Source organism: Actibacterium sp. 188UL27-1, from assembly GCF_016901225.1.
In the GTDB taxonomy this organism is placed as follows: domain Bacteria; phylum Pseudomonadota; class Alphaproteobacteria; order Rhodobacterales; family Rhodobacteraceae; genus 188UL27-1.
In genome coordinates this window covers 141,488-158,923 of record NZ_JAFEUL010000009.1, presented here as the reverse complement: position 1 = coordinate 158,923, position 17,436 = coordinate 141,488, and the positions used below count along the sequence as shown (strand labels likewise).

The 17,436-nt window shown below is 61.5% G+C and carries 17 protein-coding genes; 9 read left to right on the top strand and 8 right to left on the bottom strand.

What is annotated here, in order from left to right; genetic code table 11:
* Nucleotides 1-3: 3 nt before the first annotated feature.
* On the bottom strand, nucleotides 4-294 hold the full coding sequence (locus tag IU397_RS13670; protein WP_204414501.1) for a hypothetical protein: 291 nt from the start codon (nucleotides 292-294) through the stop codon (nucleotides 4-6).
* 118 nt (nucleotides 295-412) lie between these two features.
* On the opposite strand from IU397_RS13670, the gene cobO reads away from it, so the two are divergent.
* Both cobO and IU397_RS13660 read left to right on the top strand, forming a co-directional pair.
* Complete coding sequence (gene cobO, locus IU397_RS13665) at nucleotides 413-1,021, top strand: cob(I)yrinic acid a,c-diamide adenosyltransferase (protein ID WP_204414499.1); 609 nt, start codon at nucleotides 413-415, stop codon at nucleotides 1,019-1,021.
* 3 nt (nucleotides 1,022-1,024) lie between these two features.
* Entirely contained in the window at nucleotides 1,025-1,471 is a 447-nt protein-coding gene (locus tag IU397_RS13660; RefSeq protein ID WP_204414497.1) for a cupin domain-containing protein, read from the top strand.
* Between the two features lie 70 nt (nucleotides 1,472-1,541).
* Here the strand turns inward: IU397_RS13660 and IU397_RS13655 are convergent, their stop codons facing one another.
* The 4 genes from IU397_RS13655 to IU397_RS13640 all read right to left on the bottom strand — a co-directional run bounded on the left by IU397_RS13655 (nucleotide 1,542) and on the right by IU397_RS13640 (nucleotide 5,056).
* Nucleotides 1,542-2,714 (bottom strand): lytic murein transglycosylase, encoded by a 1,173-nt coding sequence (locus tag IU397_RS13655; protein WP_204414495.1) that lies wholly within the window; start codon nucleotides 2,712-2,714, stop codon nucleotides 1,542-1,544.
* Nucleotides 2,715-2,804: 90 nt separating this feature from the next.
* Nucleotides 2,805-3,716: an adenosylcobinamide-phosphate synthase CbiB gene (gene cbiB, locus IU397_RS13650; RefSeq protein ID WP_204414493.1), complete on the bottom strand. Its 912-nt coding sequence runs from the start codon at nucleotides 3,714-3,716 to the stop codon at nucleotides 2,805-2,807.
* Nucleotides 3,716-4,672 carry a threonine-phosphate decarboxylase gene (locus IU397_RS13645; protein WP_204414491.1) on the bottom strand — a complete coding sequence of 319 codons (957 nt, stop codon included), beginning with the start codon at nucleotides 4,670-4,672 and terminating at the stop codon, nucleotides 3,716-3,718. Before IU397_RS13645 ends, cbiB begins: the two co-directional genes overlap by 1 nt.
* Nucleotides 4,673-4,681: 9 nt before the next feature.
* Nucleotides 4,682-5,056, bottom strand: coding sequence for a DUF1636 domain-containing protein (locus IU397_RS13640; RefSeq protein ID WP_239479784.1), 375 nt, complete (start codon nucleotides 5,054-5,056; stop codon nucleotides 4,682-4,684).
* A 150-nt stretch (nucleotides 5,057-5,206) separates the two neighbouring features.
* On the opposite strand from IU397_RS13640, the gene IU397_RS13635 reads away from it, so the two are divergent.
* Nucleotides 5,207-5,569 carry a response regulator transcription factor gene (locus IU397_RS13635; RefSeq protein WP_204414488.1) on the top strand — a complete coding sequence of 121 codons (363 nt, stop codon included), beginning with the start codon at nucleotides 5,207-5,209 and terminating at the stop codon, nucleotides 5,567-5,569.
* On the opposite strand, the gene IU397_RS13630 is transcribed toward IU397_RS13635, so the two are convergent.
* Nucleotides 5,566-6,561: a glutathione S-transferase family protein gene (locus IU397_RS13630; RefSeq protein WP_204414486.1), complete on the bottom strand. Its 996-nt coding sequence runs from the start codon at nucleotides 6,559-6,561 to the stop codon at nucleotides 5,566-5,568. The two genes, IU397_RS13635 and IU397_RS13630, sit on opposite strands and share 4 nt — an antisense overlap.
* A 331-nt stretch (nucleotides 6,562-6,892) precedes the next feature.
* On the opposite strand from IU397_RS13630, the gene IU397_RS13625 reads away from it, so the two are divergent.
* The 6 genes from IU397_RS13625 to cobM all read left to right on the top strand — a co-directional run bounded on the left by IU397_RS13625 (nucleotide 6,893) and on the right by cobM (nucleotide 13,635).
* The gene (locus tag IU397_RS13625) at nucleotides 6,893-7,975 is read left to right on the top strand and encodes a sirohydrochlorin chelatase (RefSeq protein ID WP_204414484.1); all 1,083 of its coding nucleotides are present in this window, start codon (nucleotides 6,893-6,895) and stop codon (nucleotides 7,973-7,975) included.
* A gap of 434 nt (nucleotides 7,976-8,409) precedes the next feature.
* Nucleotides 8,410-9,051: a precorrin-8X methylmutase gene (locus tag IU397_RS13620; RefSeq protein WP_204414482.1), complete on the top strand. Its 642-nt coding sequence runs from the start codon at nucleotides 8,410-8,412 to the stop codon at nucleotides 9,049-9,051.
* An 81-nt stretch (nucleotides 9,052-9,132) separates the two neighbouring features.
* Complete coding sequence (cbiE, locus tag IU397_RS13615; protein WP_204414480.1) at nucleotides 9,133-10,338, top strand: precorrin-6y C5,15-methyltransferase (decarboxylating) subunit CbiE; 1,206 nt, start codon at nucleotides 9,133-9,135, stop codon at nucleotides 10,336-10,338.
* Complete coding sequence (gene cobI, locus IU397_RS13610; protein ID WP_204414477.1) at nucleotides 10,335-11,051, top strand: precorrin-2 C(20)-methyltransferase; 717 nt, start codon at nucleotides 10,335-10,337, stop codon at nucleotides 11,049-11,051. The genes cbiE and cobI overlap by 4 nt, the downstream gene beginning before the upstream one ends.
* Entirely contained in the window at nucleotides 11,027-12,865 is a 1,839-nt protein-coding gene (gene cobJ, locus IU397_RS13605; protein ID WP_204414475.1) for a precorrin-3B C(17)-methyltransferase, read from the top strand. Before cobI ends, cobJ begins: the two co-directional genes overlap by 25 nt.
* Nucleotides 12,862-13,635 carry a precorrin-4 C(11)-methyltransferase gene (gene cobM, locus IU397_RS13600; protein WP_204414473.1) on the top strand — a complete coding sequence of 258 codons (774 nt, stop codon included), beginning with the start codon at nucleotides 12,862-12,864 and terminating at the stop codon, nucleotides 13,633-13,635. Before cobJ ends, cobM begins: the two co-directional genes overlap by 4 nt.
* Here the strand turns inward: cobM and IU397_RS13595 are convergent.
* Nucleotides 13,619-14,872: a lytic murein transglycosylase gene (locus tag IU397_RS13595; protein WP_370541693.1), complete on the bottom strand. Its 1,254-nt coding sequence runs from the start codon at nucleotides 14,870-14,872 to the stop codon at nucleotides 13,619-13,621. The two genes, cobM and IU397_RS13595, sit on opposite strands and share 17 nt — an antisense overlap.
* 293 nt (nucleotides 14,873-15,165) lie before the next feature.
* Nucleotides 15,166-17,421 (bottom strand): ribonuclease R, encoded by a 2,256-nt coding sequence (gene rnr / locus IU397_RS13590; protein WP_204414469.1) that lies wholly within the window; start codon nucleotides 17,419-17,421, stop codon nucleotides 15,166-15,168.
* Nucleotides 17,422-17,436 lie beyond the last annotated feature (15 nt).

Genomic DNA, 17,436 nt, shown 5'->3' with positions numbered 1-17,436 from the left:
ATCTTAACCGCAATCGATCTGTGCGAACACGACGGACGGGTCGCCAGTGAGGCTGCCGGGGCGTACCTGGCAGCCCGACACACGTTCAATCGCGATACCGGCGCGGGGAGCCACATCGGCCCATCTCACACCAAACTTGACGTTGCGCCGTTGCGCCTCGGCCTCGTCGGCGCGCAGGCGCACGTCAAAGGTCATGCCATCGACCTCTAGCCGCGTCGGCTCCGCACCCATGAATCCGGGGGTGGCGGTGCCACATGCGGCAAGAAACAAGCAGATCGGAATGAGGATACGCATGGGACCTCCGCTCGGCGTCGCCCTCAAATTGCCGCCAACATGATTAAGAACTGATTACTTTTCGTGACAGGCCAAACGCGCTACCCCTATGATACGAGCACGCGAAAGGACCGGCGCCATGACCGAAGACATCGACCGCCACGCCGCTAAGATGGCCAAGAAAAAAGCCGCCCGCGATAAGATCATGGCGACCAAGACCGACCAAAAGGGCTTGATCATCGTCCATACCGGCAAGGGCAAGGGCAAAAGCTCGGCGGCATTCGGGATGATCTTTCGTTGCATCGCCCATGACATGCAATGCGCCGTCGTGCAGTTCATCAAGGGGGGCATGAGCACAGGCGAACGTGACCTGATCCTGGGAAAGTTCGCAGACATCTGCGCGTTTCACACCATGGGCGAGGGTTTCACCTGGGAAACCCAGGACAAGACCCGCGATATCGAAATGGCGCAGGCCGCCTGGGCCAAGGCAAAGGATCTGATCCGCGACCCGGACAACAAGATGGTGCTACTTGATGAGATCAACATCGCAATGCGGTACGATTACGTGGATGTGCGGGAGGTCGTGGCCTTCCTGCTGGCGGAAAAGCCTCCCATGACCCATGTCGTGCTGACAGGCCGCAACGCCAAGGATCCGATGATCGAAGCCGCGGACCTGGTGACCGAGATGGAACTGGTCAAGCACCCGTTCCGGGCCGGGATCAAGGCGCAGATCGGGGTGGAATTCTAAGTCGTGCCCGTGGTGCGCGATCCGAAGGTCGAGACTGGCGAAGACGAGATCGGTGCCTACACGGCGACCCGGCTCAGTGATGCGGGCGGGTTAACCCAGTTCGGTGCCTTTACGGAGACGCTGGAACCTGGTTCACGCTCCTCAAACCTCCACTGGCATGCCAGCGAAGATGAGTTTGTCTATGTCCTGTCGGGGACGATCACCTTGGTTGAAGGCGATATCAGAACCCAGATGATGCCGGGCATGGCGGCGACGTTCAAGGCGGGCCACCCGGTGGGGCATCAGCTTGAAAACTGCAGCGATCAGCCTGTCACCTACCTTGTGGTCGGCACGCGCAGTCATGACGACGTGGTGACATATCCCGAAACCGGCAACATACAAACCGTGAAGAACGGTATCAAAACGCTCCGCGACCGGCATGGGACGATCTTGAAGTGCTCCGGTTCGTGATCTCTACCCCATGAAGGTCGAATGTCACCGCGTTTACCCGGTAGCGGCAGCGACCCGGCCCCTGCAAAAGTCACAGCTTGTCCAGCAATTGCCGGGTTGGCCATGCATCGGCAGGCAGACCCAAACGCTGCTGCTCCGCCTGGACGGCGGCTCGTGTTCGGGCGCCCAGAATGCCGTCGATCTTGCCCACATCATATCCACGATCCTGTAATTTCTGTTGCAGGGCCCTCATCTGACCATCGGACAATCCGGCATCCGGTGATCCGGCATTGTAAACAGTTGCACCACTCAGCCGAGTCGCAAAATAGGCCGCGGTGGTGACGTAGACAAAGCTCTGGTTCCATTCGAAATAAACGTCGAAATTCGGATAGGCCAGGAAGGCAGGGCCCTTGCGGCCTTGCGGCAAAAGCACAGCCGCCTCAAGCGTGGCGGGGCCCAGATCGCCTTGCCGTGCCGCCACACCCAGATCGGCCCATTCCGCGACGCTCTTGCGCGTCGTCAGCCCGGTTTGCGACCAATCCAGATCGCTGGGCACGGTCACCTCCTGCAGCCAGGGCTCGCCCGCACGCCAGCCCAACCCTTTGAGCATCTTGGCACCTGACAAAAGCGCATCGGGGGCCGATGTCTTTAGGCTGACTTGACCGTCACCATCCGCATCTACGCCATTCTTGATTATATCCTCGGGCAGCATTTGTACCATCCCGATTTCTCCAGCCCAGGCGCCCTTGGTCCGGGCTGGGCTGAAATCGCCTGTCTTGAACAGTTCCAGCGCGGCAAAAACCTGGGGGCGAAACAGCTCTGGACGGCGACAATCATGGCTCAGCGTCATCAGCGCATTCAAAGTGTTGAACTCGCCCTGAACCGCCCCGTAATCCGTCTCCAGCGCCCAAAACGCCAACAGCACACCCGGGGGGACGCCGTAATCCGCCTCGGCGCGGTCGAATACGCTGGCATAGGTGCGGGCATTGGCCCGGCCACGGTCCAGCCGGTTCTGGCTGATGATCCGGCGCGAAAAGTCGATGAACGCCATCTTGAACACGCCTTGCGCCCGGTCGGATCTGATCACCTTTGGGTCCTGCCGCACGCTTGAGAAGAACGTGTTGACAGTGTCGGCGCTGTGGCCCTGTTCGATTGCAGCCGCCTTCATCTGATCGACAAATCCGCCGAATGATCCCCCGCAAGGCACGGATGCCATCGCGGGTGCTGCGGTCAGGGAAAGAAGGATCGAAAGGAACTGCCGCATCGGATAAACCTGCCAAGGAACATTTTCAAAGACTTGTGCGCAATAAGCCGGGCGAAGGGCAATAGGATTTGTATCCGTGCTGGTGATAATTCAGCCAATCACAAGCGCCAGAATGGCAACCCCGGCCAACATCGCAGCCCAACTGCGCCAGAGGGCGCGGACAGCATTGTCGATCTGTACCGGGCCGATCTCGCGGTGCCCGCTTGCATGGACAAAGGGAAATGTCCGCATCTCTCCCTCATAACTGCGAGGGCCGGCCAGGGCGATGTCAAGCGCTCTGGCCATGGCCGCCTCCGGCCAACCGGCATTGGGGGAGCGGTGAAGCCGCGCGTCCAACCCGATCTCGTCCCATTTGCCCAAACCGCCATGGGTCAGGGCGATCAAGGCCGCGGTCATCCGTCCAGGGATCCAGTTCAGAACATCATCCAGGCGCGCGGCGGCCCAACCGAACGCCCCGTGGCGGGGCGTGCGATAGCCGATCATGCTGTCTGCCGTATTGGTCATTTTGTACAGGATCAGCCCCGGCAATCCGCCGACCAGATACCAAAAGACGGGGGCCACAACGCCGTCTGACAGGTTTTCAGCAGCACTCTCAATCGCGGCGCGTGCAATGGCTTGCTTGTCCATCCCGCCCGTATCCCGCCCCACAATCATGGCCACAGCCCGCCGCCCCGGTGCCACGCCAAAGCGCAGGGCCTTGGCAACGGCGCGTACGTGGTCAACCAGGCTGCGCTGGGCCAGCAGGATTGCCACAATGATCACCTCCGGCAACCAATGCACGGAGAATGCCAGACCCAGTGCCACGGCAATCACGGCCAGGCCGCCCGTGGCCACCGCGCCTTTCAACCTGCGGGCCACGCCATGGTTCAAGGTCTGATCGACCCAATCTACGGCCTGGCCCATCAGAACCGCAGGATGGGGCGCGCGGGACCACAGCCACCGCGGCTCCCCCAAGGCGGCATCCAGGACCAACGCCACACATAACAGCCAAGGCGCGCCCATCAGGTCAGCGCCTCTTCCAGTCTGTCCCAATCATCGGCTGTGCCGGGCAGGCCCAGCCGGATCCACCGATCAGAATAGGGAAAGATCCGCGACAGGATGCGGGCCTGTCCCAGCTGGCCCTGGCACGCAGCGGCATTGGCCGTCTCGTAGAGCCGAAACAGGGACGTGCCGCCGACCAAAGGCAGACCCGCCTGTGCCGCCAACCTATCTAGCCGTGCTGCATCATCCGTCAGTCGCATGCGTGTTGCATCCGCCCAGACGCGATCCGCCAGCGCGCGTGCTCCAATGGTCAGGGCAGGGCCCGACACTGCCCAAGGCCCCAGTTGATCCTCCAGACCGGCCAGTGTTTGGGGGGCCGCAATCGCGAAACCCAGCCGCAGACCGGCCAGACCCCAGAACTTGCCAAAGCTCTTGAGGACGACCACGCCGGGCCGAACCGCATGGCCCACATGGCTGCATCCGGGGGCAATGTCGCAAAAGCTCTCATCGATTATCGTGAGCGGGCGGTCGGCAATCACGCGATCCGGCCATAGTCGGCCATCGGGATTGTTCGGATGCACATAGATATGCACCGGCGCCGTGTCGTCGATTTCCGTGATGCACGCCCCCCAGGCACCGCGAAACGCCGCTGCGTGCTCATTGTAGGTAGGGCCGGGGATGTAGACGGCCCCGGGCTGATGGGTCAGCCATGGCATTCGCGCGATCAAGGCAGACGTTCCCGGAGCCGCCACAACCTGCGCTCCTTCAGGCACATCCCAAAACCGCCGCGCCGCGCTCAGCAAATGTGTAAGGGCTGCCTGGTCAGGCAGTGCGGTCCAGTCAGGCGCTTTTACGGCGCCGACCGGATAGGGAACGGGGTTGATCCCGGTCGACAGATCCAGCCAATCGGCCCGCTGTCCGCCCCACCGGGCCATGGCGCCGTCTAAGCCGCCCCCGTGATCCCGTTTGCGTGCCATGGCGCGCGCTTAGTCTTGCACGGGCAGGGGAGGGTGACGGGTTATGAAATGCCCCTTAATAGCCTCTGGCCATTCCCGGTAGGGCACCTGTCCGGTCTCGCTCTTTGCATGCAGCTTCGCGTAAGCCACGATGCCTGCCGCTGCGCTTTCCTCGGGATCGAACTGCCCCAACGTGTAGTTCAGCTTGCCTTCTGACTGGATCGTGACGTTGCAGGCCTGCTTGCATCCCATCAAGCAAGAATGCCGGCGCACGCCGAGCGATTCACCTTCGTTAACCAAGCCTTCGATCAGCGCGGCCAGGCGTTCACCATCGGTCACTTCCGCAACGGCATCCCAATTTTCCTGTTTACATGTGTCGCAAACGGTGATCCACGTGCTTATCATTTAATCACTCTGTGTATTTGACGGCGGATTACAGCCGACGGTTGACGTTAACGGAAGCGTTTACGAGTTTAAGGTATCCGTTAAGACTCGGTTAGCAATTGTGAAGCATTTTTTAGACATTCAACCCGATTTGTGTAGGTAAAGGCCCAAATGAAAGTTTTGATCGTTGAGAGCAATGAGAATGTTGGGGGGCTATGGCAGCGCCACCTCGAACGTCTCGGCTTTGACGTGACAATGGCGCGCGGCCAGACCGATGCCATCCATGCCCTGCGCAGCGGAGAAACTAATATCATCGTTATGGATGTCATGCTGGACGAAGGTAGCGCCTTTGCCGTGTCCGATTTCGCAAGTTATCGCTATCCTGACACAAAGGTGATCTTCGTCACGAACACCACCTTTTTTTCCGACGGTTCGATCTTTCAGCATGCTCCCAATGCGTGTGCGTTTCTGCAGGTGGAAACCCCGCCCGAAGACCTTGCTGCCATGGTTGAGCATTACGGCAAGGCGGGCTAGGCCGCCACACCGGTCAAGCTCTCCCTGCCGTGTGGTGCCGTCCAGTTGATCTCGGGATTGATCGGGATGATCCGGTGCGGATTGATGGTCTCGTGGCTGTAATGATAGTGCCGCACGATATGATCCGTATTCACCGTCTCCGCGACGCCCGGCCATTGGTATAATTCTCGAGTATAGGCCCACAGGTTCGGATAATCGATCAACCGCCTCCGGTTGCATTTGAAATGCAGATGATACACCGGATCGAACCGCACCAGCGTCGGGAACAGCCGCCAATCCGCCTCCGTCACCCGGTCGCCCATCAGATAGCGCTGCCCGGAAAGCCGTGCCTCCAGCCAATCCATCGTCTCGAACAAGGCGGTCACCGCGCCGTCATAGGCGGCCTGCGACGTGGCAAAGCCCGACTTGTAGACCCCGTTATTTACCGTACCATAGATCCGGTCATTCACCGGTTCCATCGGCCCTCGCAGATCCTTGGGCCAGTAATCCGCCGCATTCCCGGTCAGCCCGTCAAAGGCCGAATTGAACATGCGGATGATTTCCGAGCTTTCGTTCGACACAATCGTTTCGCGCCGCTTGTCCCACAGGATCGGCACCGTCACCCGGCCCGAGACCTGAGGGTCGGCCCGCGTATAGATCTCGCTCAAATACCGCGCATCATAGAGCGGATCACCGGTGGCACCGGGATAGTCGCCGGACATCTCCCACCCCTTATCCATCATGTCCGGATCCACGACCGAGACGCTGATATGCGCCTCCAACCCTTTCAGCGCGCGTAAAATCAGCGTCCGATGCGCCCACGGGCAAGCGTAGGAGACATAAAGGTGATACCGGCCACTTTCCGCCGGAAACCCACCCTCACCCGATGGCCCGGCCGCGCCATCCGCCGTAACCCAATTGCGAAAGCCCGCTGTTGACCGCTTGAACGCCCCGCCGGTCGATTTCGTATCATACCATGTGTCGTGCCAAACACCGTCAACCAGCAATCCCATGTCGCGCTCCTTCGCCTATGTCACCATTTGGCTACCCCCAGAATTCCTTGTTGAAAACCGGGCTCAGCGCGCAGCCCCCTCCGCATCACCGCACAAAACCCTGCCTCACGTGGCCAGATCGCGCGAAATTGTCGTCGCCCCCAACCGAAACCCCGTCGCAAATCGGTTTGCGACGCGCGTCTCAGCCCCCTATACGGTCAGTCAGACGACGCCACGGGGCCAGAGCGGTTGGCGAAGGCAGGTCGACCCGCACCGGGGACCCTATTTCGCATCGTCCAAACGGGCATCCGCCCGCTGGCTTTCGCGTGGATGAACCCGAGGAGAAGCCGCCATGCCAACCCCAAAGACTGGCGTCATGATCTGTGGCCACGGCTCGCGCAGCCAGGCCGCGGTCGATGAATTTGCCGTGCTGGCGCAAAAGCTGCCCGCCTATCTGCCCGATGATTGGCTGCTGGATTACGGCTATCTGGAATTTGCCAACCCGGTGATCCGCGACGGCCTTGACCGGCTGCGCGAACAGGGCTGCGAACGGATCCTGGCCGTGCCCGGTATGCTCTTCGCCGCGATGCATGCCAAGAATGACATCCCTACCGTGCTCAATACCTATGCCGCGAAACACGGGATTGATGTGCATTACGGCCGGGAACTGGGCGTCGACCCCAAGATGGTCGCCGCTGCCGGCGCCCGCATCCAAGCGGTGCTCGATGCCAACCCGTCCGACGTGCCGTTGCACGACACCTGTCTGGTCGTCATCGGCCGCGGCGCCAGTGACCCCGACGCCAACGGCAATGTCAGCAAAATTGCCCGCCTGCTGTGGGAAGGGATGGGCTTCGGCTGGTGCGAAATAGGCTATTCCGGCGTGACCTTTCCCCTGGTTGAACCCTGCCTCAACCACGCTGCCCGCCTGGGCTACAAACGGATCGTGGTCTTTCCGTACTTCCTCTTCACCGGTATCCTGATCGACCGGATCTATGGCTTTACCGACCAGGTCGCAGCCCAGCACCCCGAAATTGAATTCCTTAAGGCGGGTTACCTTGGCGACCATGACCAGGTCCTGGCCACTTTCGCCGAACGCGTCACCGAACAGGTGGGCGAGGTGCCGCCCCCCAACTGCGCCATGTGCAAATACCGCACCCAGGTCCTGGGGTTCGAGGCAGAGGTCGGCGCCGTCCAGGAAAGTCACCACCACCATGTCGAAGGTCAGGGCGCTTCCGCCCCGGGCTCCAATGTCGCCGATTGCGCATTGTGTGACACGTTTTGCACAGGCCTTTGCCGCCTCGAAGCCCAGGATGCACACGACGATCATCATCACCATGGTCACGACCATGACCACGGGCATCACCACCACCACGCACCCTATCCCCATGCCAAACACCCCCACGGTCCCGAAAGCGTCCGAAAGACCAAGGCATGACCGCCTCCATTATGTGTTCAAAAATATCCCCGCCGGAGCCACAAAATCTGGTCGATGCCCGATATCGTGGCGGTCGATCTAACGCGCAGGCGCTGACCATGTGTCCCGCCTGGGTGACAGGCCGGGCATCGGCGTGGAGGGATCAGGCGATTGTTCAGTGGGCAATCGCCCCTTCCGGGCACCTCCCCCAGGAGGGCGGTTTTGCAAGGTATCAGACAGCAGAACGTTGGAATTCTTGCGCCTTAACCAGCAACACAGCTGTTCCGGACACCCTCCAGGTCGGGCGATGCCCTCGTCTCACAGGCCAACCCGGTGTTTTTGATGACGGTATCGATTTTGGCGATAGTGCCTCGCTTTCCACGGGGTGGGACTCCGCAGGTTTTGCAATCAAAACCCGCTCTATCCCACCGTCGCGTGGCGGGGCTACGCGCTGAATGCGCCCCTATGTCAAAGATCCGGCAGCGATCTATGCGGCCAGCTTCTCCACCGTCCGGGCAGAGGCGAACCTCGCCCGCTTTGACCCGGGCATGGAGGCCGTCGCCACCCGCCTGATCCACGCCTGTGGCATGGTCGAGATTGCGGATCGCATCGCCCATTCCCCGGCTGCCGTCAAAGTCGGGCACACCGCGCTCCAATCTGGTGCGCCGATCCTGTGCGATTGTGAGATGGTCGCCGCTGGCATCATCCGCCGCGCCCTCTCGGCAGACAATCCAGTAATCGTCACCCTCAACCACATGGACACCCCCACCTTGGCGAAGGACCTGCAAACCACCCGCTCCGCCGCCGCTGTCGATCTATGGGAGCCGCATCTCGCAGGTGCCATCGTGGCCATCGGCAACGCACCAACCGCCTTGTTCCATCTGCTGGAGCGGCTCGATCAGGGCTGGCCCAAACCTGCGCTGATCCTCGGTTTCCCCGTGGGCTTCGTGGGGGCCGCCGAATCCAAAGCCGAACTTGCCGCCAACTCCCGCGGCACCGAATTCATCGCGCTGCGCGGTCGGCGCGGCGGATCCGCCATGGCCTCAGCCGCCGTCAATGCCCTCAGCGGCGGTCTGACCGGAGCCATCCAAAGATGAACGCAATCCTACCCCACCGCACAAATCGTATGCATGGTTTGTGCATCCTTTGTGCATGGGTTCTGCATCGAGAAAACACCGATGTCTGACACGCCCTGGCTCCATATCGTCGGCATCGGTGAAGACGGGTTGGACGGCCTTGCCCCCGCCACCCGCGCCATTGTGGAGGCGGCCGAGATCATCATCGGTGGCGACCGCCACCACGATCTTGCGCCGGACCTCAGGGCCCAGCGTCTTGCCTGGCCGCACCCATTCGATGCTTTGATCGACACGATAAAAAACCTGCACGGTCAACGGGTTGTGGTTCTCGCCACAGGCGACCCGTTGTGGTATTCCGTGGGGGCCAAGATCGGTCGCAGCATCGACCCGGCACAGATCACCTACCATCCCCAGATCTCGGCCTTTCAATTGGCCGCCGCTCGCATGGGCTGGTCTCTGGCCGATGTCGAAACGCTCACTGTCCACGGCCGCCCCGTCGAACAAATGATCGCTTTTATCCAGCCAGATCAACGGCTTGTGATCCTCACCACCGGTGCCGGTACCCCATCCCAAATCGCCGAGTTCCTCACCAAGCGCGGCTTTGGCGACAGTCGTATGACCGTCCTCGCAGCCATGGGCGGCCCGCAGGAACGGCGCTTTGATGGGCTGGCGCGCGACTGGCGCCATACCGTGCCGCCCTTTAATACACTCGCCATCGATTGTGTCGCCGCCCCTGGCGCGGCCCTTATCCCCCGTGTCCCGGGCCTGGCTGATGACCTGTTCCAGCATGATGGCACAATGACCAAACGCGAGGTCCGCGCCGCCACCCTCGCCAAGCTCATGCCCATGCGCGGCGCGTTGCTTTGGGACGTCGGCACCGGTTGCGGCTCGGTCGCGGTCGAATGGATGCGCGCTGCCCGCTATGCCCGCGCCATCGGCTTGGAACCCCGTGCCGACCGTCGGATGATGGCCGCCGCCAATGCAAGTGCCCTGGGCACCCCGCGGCTGGAGCTGATTGACGGCGAGGCCCCCAACGCCTTGGAAAACCTGGAAAAACCTGATGCTGTCTTTATCGGCGGTGGTTTGAGTGAAGCAACCTTTACAGCTTGTTGGGAGGCCCTGCGTCCTCTGGGTCGCCTTGTCGCCAATGCTGTCACGCTGGAATCCGAGGCTCAATTGCTGGCATTGCACACGCGGTATGGCGGCGATCTGGTACGTCTGCAAGTTCACCGGGCCGAGCCAGTCGGCTCCTATCATGGTTGGCGTCCTGCTATGCCCGTAACCCAGTGGAGCTTGATCAAACGATGACCGGTACCCTCTACGGCGTGGGCTTGGGCCCCGGTGATCCGGAACTGATGACGCTGAAAGCGCACCGTTTGATTTGCAAGGCCCGGGTGATTGCCTATCCGACCCTTGACGGCGCTGACAGCTTTGCCCGCGGGATCGCGGCCGATGCGATCCCCCCCGATGCACAAGAGATCCGGATTGACCTGCCCATGACCACTGCCCGCGCCCCGGCCCAGGCGGCCTATGACCAGGCGGCGCAGCAGATTTCGACGATCCTGGAGACCGGGCAAGATGTTGTGGCGCTGTGTGAAGGGGATCCGTTTTTCTATGGCTCTTTCATGTACTTACACGCAAGATTGGCGGACAGGTTCACCGTTAGGATCGTGCCTGGTGTGACGTCGATGACGGCCTGCGCGGGCCGGGCCGGGCTGCCGCTGGCGTCGCGCAACGATGTGGTCAGCGTGATTCCGGCGCCGTTATCTGAACCGGAATTGGCAGACCGATTTGCCCGGGCCGATACCGCGGTCGTGATGAAGCTGGGCCGCCACTTACCCAAACTGCGCCGGGTGATCGATGCGGCGGGCCTGACGGATCAGGCGCTGTATGTCGAACGGGCCAGTTTGCCCCAGGAACGCTGCCTTCCCCTGGCACAAGCCCCTGAAAAAGCGCCCTATTTTTCGATGATCTTGGTGACCAAAGGAGCCGACCCATGGCTGCAACCCCCGTCATTATAGCGCTGAACCGGTCGGGCGAAGCCGTTGCGCACCGGGTCGCGGCACTGCTGGATGCGCCGGTCCATGGCCGTAAGGGCCGTGTTGATCAGGCAGATGCATTCTTCCCCAACGCGCTGGACCATGTGCGCGATTTGTTCGCGGCTGGGACACCTGTAATTGGCGTTTGCGCCTCTGGCATTTTGATCCGCGCCATAGCGCCGATGCTGGTGGATAAACGCAGCGAGCCGCCGGTCTTGTCGGTCAGCGATGATGGCACAGTCGTGATCCCCTTGCTTGGCGGTCACCGGGGCGCCAACCGTCTGGCGCGACAGATCGCCCAAGGATTGGAGGCGAAAGCGGCTGTGACGACCTCGGGCGATCTGGCCCTTGGCATAGCGTTGGACGAACCGCCTAGCGGTTACCGATTGACTAATCCGGAGCATGCAAAGGATGTCATGGCGGATCTGCTATCGGGCGCGCCTTATGGCTTGGCGAGCACGTTCGACTGGCTCAAACCGGTTGCTGATCTATCGAATGTTACTCCCATCGACGTGCCCCGTAGTGTTGCGGCGCGCGCCCTTTTGGTAAAGCTTGACGGCGGCAACCCGCGGTTTGATCTGCCCCATCTCAGCTATGTTGCGGTGGAGTATACATTGGGTCTGGGTTGCGCCCGGGGGGCAGACCCCGATGGCATGCGCGCCATGGTCGGCAACATGTTGGATGCTAACCACATACCGCCCAAGGCGGTGGCGGGCATCGCCTCCCTGGACCTGAAAGCTGACGAACCGGCCATGTTGGCCGTGGCAGACTGGTTGAAGGTGCCATTCCGGCTTTTCACAGCCGCCGAGCTGGAAGCCGAAACTCCGCGTTTGGCAACTCCATCGGATGTCGTCTTTGCCGAGGTCGGGTGCCATGGCGTGTCGGAAGGGGCGGCATTGGCTTTGGCGGGGCTTGCAGCAAACCTGGTGGTCCCAAAGGTCAAGACGGCAGAGGCCACTTGCGCAATGGCCAAGGCACCTGCGCCGATCATTGATCTGGGTGGTCGGGGGCGGGGCTGTGTTTCCCTGATAGGGATCGGGCCGGGACAAGCTGATTGGCGCACGCCCGAGGCCAGCAAGCTGATCAGCCAGGCTGATGAATTGGTGGGCTACGGTTTGTACATCGACCTGTTGGGACCTTTGGCTGCTGGAAAGCCGCGTGCCGATTTTCCCTTGGGTGGGGAAGAGGCGCGCTGTCGCTATGCCTTGGAAGAGGCGGGCAAGGGGCGCGAAATTGCGCTGGTCTGTTCAGGCGATGCGGGGATCTATGCCATGGGCGCGCTCGTCTTTGAGCTGCTGGACCGTGGCGATCTGCCCGATGCGGCCTGCCGGGTTGAGGTGGTCAGTGCGCCCGGCGTGTCGGCCTTGCAAGCTGCGGCCGCGCGGGCGGGCGCTCCTTTGGGCCACGACTTTTGCACCATATCGCTGAGCGATTTGTTGACACCACGCAATGACATCCTGCGACGGATCAAGGCGGCGGCAGAAGGTGATTTCGTGATCGCCTTTTACAACCCCGTCTCGCGAAAGCGCCGTACTTTGCTGGCCGAGGCGCGGGAGATCCTGCTGGGTCACCGCCCCGCCGATTGCCCGGTTTTGCTGGCGACGTCCCTAGGCCGGCCAGAGGAATATCTACGGTACCGGCGGCTGGACGCCTTGGAGGTGGACGAAGTTGATATGCTGACTGTTGTTCTGGTGGGTTCGTCTCAATCGGCGCTGGCCGAGCGTGGCGAAGGCCCGCGCATGTATACACCCCGTGGATATGCCAAGAAGATGAGCGCGAAGGAGCCTGCCGAATGACTGTCTATTTCATCGGCGCGGGCCCCGGTGATCCGGAACTGGTTACGGTCAAGGCGCGCCGTCTGATCGGCGAATGCCCCGTCTGCCTTTATGCGGGCTCGCTTGTTCCGGCCGAGGTCGTAGCCTGCGCGCGGGGCGACGCGCTTGTCATGGACACGGCCCCGATGACGCTGGAGGAGACCCATGCACAGATCGTGGCAGCCCATGGTGCTGGTCAGGATGTTGCCCGGGTGCATTCCGGTGACCCCTCGCTTTATGGGGCGATCGCCGAACAGATCCGGCGGTTGAGTGCGGATGGCATTGATTATCAGATCATCCCCGGTGTGCCCGCCTATGCAGCCTTTGCCGCGGAGTTGGGGCAGGAACTGACGATCCCGGAGGTCGCACAATCGATCATCCTGACCCGCGTTTCCGTGAAGTCGACTGGTATGCCAGCGGGCGAGACGCTGAAGAATTTCGCGCAGACTGGTGCCACGCTGGCCATTCATCTGGGCATCCGAAATCTGCGGCAGATCGTGCGGGAGCTGTCGCCGTATTATGGTGCGGATTGCCCTGTCGCCATCGGCTACCGGGTCGGCTGGCCGGATCAAAAAATCCTGCGCGGCACGCTGGAGGGGATCCATGCGGATGTGCGCGCGGCCAAGATCACGCGTACCGCCTTGATCCTGGTCGGCCCAGCCTTGTCAGCGCATCCAGATTTCGTCGACAGCGCGCTTTACGATGCGACCAAGCCCCATGTTCTGCGACCGAAGGTCAGCGCAACTTCTTAAGAACCGCGAGCGAGGCATAACCGTCGGGGATATCCCCCATGGACCGCTGGTAGGCGCGGATGGCGGCAATCGTCTTGGGCCCGATCTTGCCATCGATGCCCTGGGTGTCGAAGCCCGCTTTGCTGAGCCGCTCCTGCAATTCCTTGCGTTCGGCCAGTTTCAGGGCGCGATCCTCCCGCGGCCAGTCGGACTGGATCGCAGGGCCGCCGGTGATCCGGTTGCTCAGATGGCCGACGCCAATCACATAGGCATCGGCGGAGTTGTAACGTTCGATCACATTGAAATTCTTAAAGATCATGAATGCGGCACCCTTGGCCCCGCCAGGCATCAGGATCGAGGCCGGACCATGATTTGGCACGGCGTTGCCATTGATATCGCGGATCCCCATAGCGGCCCAGGCATCGGGCGATTTCTTGGTCGGGTGGCCGGTCAGCCCGTAATCGAACCCGTCCGGCAACACAACTTCGACACCCCAGGGCTGGCCCGTGATCCAACCCGATTTCGCTAGGTAAGCAGCGGTCGAGGCTAAGGCATCGGTTGGATCATCCGACCAGATGTCGCGCTTGCCATCGCCGCGAAAATCCTGGGCAAAGGTCTGGTAACTGGTGGGCATGAACTGGGTATGGCCCATGGCACCGGCCCAACTGCCCGTCATATTGGCCGGAGTGGTGTCGCCATTTTGCAGGATCTTCAGCGCGTCGATCAACTGCGCTTCAAAGAAGGCCCCGCGCCGTCCATCATAGGACAGGGTCGCCAACGCCTCGATCACCTTGGTGTTGCCGCGTACCGCGCCATAGGCGCTTTCCAGCCCCCAAATGGCCGTCACAATCTCGGCTTCCACACCGTAACGCTGCTCGATCTCGTCCAGAACGCCGCGATGTTGGGCCAATGCCTTTTTGCCATTGGCCACCCGCGTGTCAGACGCCGCGCTGTCGAGGTAATCCCAGATCGTCTTGGTGAATTCCGATTGGTTGCGATCCAACTCAACGATCTTGGCGTCATAGTGGACGTCCCGGAAGGCTTGCTGGAAAACGCCTTCGGAAATTCCCTGCGCCTGTGCCCGCGCCCGGAAAGCCTGTATCCAGCGTTGAAATCCGGCATCCGAAATCTTGATCTCCGTCACCGCCTGAACAACGCCCCCGGGGCGTTCCAACGGCCGGATCGATGTTTCCACAGCCATTGGTGCTGCGTAAACAACGGTGCCAAATATACCCGTTCCCAGCGCGATGACACCCATCACACCTGATTTGATCTTGCCCATATCGGTACCTGCTCGCCCGTTTTATTTGCCACCAATATACATCGAAATGGCGTCTGGCGGAAGAAGATCGGATAACGCTCTGCGTATAAGTCCAGATAATGTCCATATCCCGGCCAAAGGTATGGCGATAACGACCAGGGGCGCTGACCATGCAGGGCGCGCGCAAGTGGCAGGTCAGCCAGGGGGTGGATCCTTGCATGCGCGCCACGCCCAACGGGACCGGGCCGCGCAGCATGCGCGACCCCGGGCCGGGCGGGAGCACCGCCGGCCTACTTGCGTTGGCGTTTGACCTTGCGTTTGTCCTTGCCCTGCTTGATCCGGGACCTGGCTTGCTTGCGCTTGGGCGTGCGTGCCCCCCTTGCCGATGCACCACCGCTCATGGCCTTGTCGTCAATCGCCAAAAGCTCCAGCATAAGACCACCGGTGACAGGAACAGCCTCGGCTAGGCGCACGGTTACGCGCTGCCCCATGCTGATCACGCGTCCGCTATCAGCCCCCATCAGGGTCTGCGCCTCACGGTCATAGTGAAAGAATTCGCGCCCCAAGGACCGAATGGGCACCAGCCCATCGGCTCCCGTTCCGTCCAGTTTCACGAAAACACCGAACCGCGCAATCCCGCTGATCCGCCCTTCAAACTCATTGCCGACCCGTTCGGCCAGATAGGCGGCCAGATAGCGGTCGGTCGTGTCGCGCTCGGCGGTCATTGAGCGTCGCTCGGTCTCTGAGATATGCTCCCCCATCCGCGCCATCCCGTCGATATCCGCGTCGCTAAGCCCGTCCTGACCCCAGCCATGGGCGGTGATCAGCGCGCGATGGACCATAAGATCGGCATAGCGCCGGATCGGAGATGTAAAATGCGCATATGTCCGCAACGCCAAACCGAAATGCCCAAAATTCTCCGGCCCATAGTAGGCCTGCGTCATGGAGCGCAAGGTCGCCAGGTTGATCAGCTCGGCAAAATCCGACCCGGCAGCCGCGTTCAACAACTGGTTCAGGTGCCGGGTCTGCAACACTTGCCCCTTGGCCAGTGTCATACCAGAGGCCCGGGCCGTTTCCCGCAACGCCTCCAGTTTTTCCGGGCTGGGCTCCTCATGGACGCGAAACAGCAGCGGCTGGCGTTTGGTAACCAGCGTTTCGCCCGCCGCGACATTGGCCAGGATCATGAACTCTTCAATCAGGCGATGGGCATCCAGCCGGTCCTTGAAATTGACCGAGGTCACCTCCCCAGCATCCGACAGCACGATCCGCCGCTCCGGCAGGTCCAGATCCAGCGGTTGCCGCGCCTCCCGCGCCTTTCGGGCAGCGTGGTACGCGGCGTAAAGCGGCTCCAATACCGTCTTCATCAGCGGTTTGCATTTGTCGTTCGGAGCGCCATCCATGGCGTCCTGAACTTCTTCGTAGTTCAGTGATGCGGCGGAACGCATGAGCCCGCGATGAAAGTCATGCCCTACCAGTGCTCCCTCCGCGCTCAACCGCATCCGGACGGCAAGACACGCCCGCGGCACCCCTTCATGGAGCGAGCACAGATCACCCGACAAACGGTCCGGCAGCATCGGCACGACCCGGTCGGGGAAATAGGTGGAGTTGCCGCGCATCCGCGCCTCACGATCAAGGGCAGAGCCCGGGCAGACGTAATATGCCACATCCGCAATCGCGACCCAAACCACATGCCCGCCCTCATTCTCTGGATCGGGGTCGGGCATAGCATAGACCGCATCGTCATGGTCGCGGGCATCGCTGGGGTCGATTGTAATCAGCGGCAGGTCCCGCAGATCCTCGCGCCCCTTCAAACCGGCCGGTTTTTGGCGATCTGCCTCTTCCACAACATCGTCAGGGAAATCATCGGGGATGCCATGCTGGTGGATCGCGATCAGGCTGACCGCCTTGGGGGCCGAGGGATCACCCAGTCGTTCGGTGATCCGCGCCTGGGGCAGACCCATGCGACTGCGCGGACTGGATTGTTCGCCCTCGACCAGCTCTCCGTCTTGCGCGCCGCCTGTGGCACCGGTTGGCACATGCCATTCCTTGTCATCGCCCTTGTCGATGGGGACGATCCGCCCGCCTTCGGTCTGTTTGCGAAAAACCCCCAAAACGCGTTTGGGGTTCTGCCCGATGCGGCGGATCAGACGGGCCTCGTATTGATATTCCTCGCCCTTCACCTCGGCCAGGCGTCCCAGAATACGATCTCCTTCGCCCAATGCTGGATCGGCCTGGCGCGGCACGTAGATCACGCGTGGCTCGGGCCCTTCTCCATGCCATTCCATGGGTTTCAGAAACAGATCGCCATCGGGGGTGGGCACCAGTACATGCAGGATCGTCACGGGCGGCAGCTTGTCGGGGTCGCGGTAGGTGCGACGGCGTTTTTCCAGATGCCCCTCGGCCTCAAGCTCCTTCAACAGGCGCTTCAGATCGATACGCGCAGCCCCCTTGACGTTGAACGCCTTCGCGATGTCGCGTTTCGAGGTTTGCCCAGGATTGTCGGAAATCCACTCGCGCAACTGCGCCTTCGTCGGAAGCTCTGTCATGGGATCGGCCTATCA

What these genes read in the sequence shown, in the direction of transcription:
- IU397_RS13630 (WP_204414486.1), bottom strand. Translation starts at nt 6,561, where the DNA reads ATGGGATTGCTGGTTGACGGTGTTTGGCACGACACATGGTATGATACG.
- IU397_RS13640 (WP_239479784.1), bottom strand. Translation starts at nt 5,056, where the DNA reads ATGATAAGCACGTGGATCACCGTTTGCGACACATGTAAACAGGAAAAT.
- cobI (WP_204414477.1), top strand. Translation starts at nt 10,335, where the DNA reads ATGACCGGTACCCTCTACGGCGTGGGCTTGGGCCCCGGTGATCCGGAA.
- rnr (WP_204414469.1), bottom strand. Translation starts at nt 17,421, where the DNA reads ATGACAGAGCTTCCGACGAAGGCGCAGTTGCGCGAGTGGATTTCCGAC.
- IU397_RS13620 (WP_204414482.1), top strand. Translation starts at nt 8,410, where the DNA reads ATGCGCCCCTATGTCAAAGATCCGGCAGCGATCTATGCGGCCAGCTTC.
- IU397_RS13635 (WP_204414488.1), top strand. Translation starts at nt 5,207, where the DNA reads ATGAAAGTTTTGATCGTTGAGAGCAATGAGAATGTTGGGGGGCTATGG.
- IU397_RS13655 (WP_204414495.1), bottom strand. Translation starts at nt 2,714, where the DNA reads ATGCGGCAGTTCCTTTCGATCCTTCTTTCCCTGACCGCAGCACCCGCG.
- cobJ (WP_204414475.1), top strand. Translation starts at nt 11,027, where the DNA reads ATGGCTGCAACCCCCGTCATTATAGCGCTGAACCGGTCGGGCGAAGCC.
- IU397_RS13670 (WP_204414501.1), bottom strand. Translation starts at nt 294, where the DNA reads ATGCGTATCCTCATTCCGATCTGCTTGTTTCTTGCCGCATGTGGCACC.
- IU397_RS13625 (WP_204414484.1), top strand. Translation starts at nt 6,893, where the DNA reads ATGCCAACCCCAAAGACTGGCGTCATGATCTGTGGCCACGGCTCGCGC.
- IU397_RS13645 (WP_204414491.1), bottom strand. Translation starts at nt 4,672, where the DNA reads ATGGCACGCAAACGGGATCACGGGGGCGGCTTAGACGGCGCCATGGCC.
- cbiE (WP_204414480.1), top strand. Translation starts at nt 9,133, where the DNA reads ATGTCTGACACGCCCTGGCTCCATATCGTCGGCATCGGTGAAGACGGG.
- cobM (WP_204414473.1), top strand. Translation starts at nt 12,862, where the DNA reads ATGACTGTCTATTTCATCGGCGCGGGCCCCGGTGATCCGGAACTGGTT.
- cobO (WP_204414499.1), top strand. Translation starts at nt 413, where the DNA reads ATGACCGAAGACATCGACCGCCACGCCGCTAAGATGGCCAAGAAAAAA.
- cbiB (WP_204414493.1), bottom strand. Translation starts at nt 3,716, where the DNA reads ATGGGCGCGCCTTGGCTGTTATGTGTGGCGTTGGTCCTGGATGCCGCC.
- IU397_RS13595 (WP_370541693.1), bottom strand. Translation starts at nt 14,872, where the DNA reads ATGGGTGTCATCGCGCTGGGAACGGGTATATTTGGCACCGTTGTTTAC.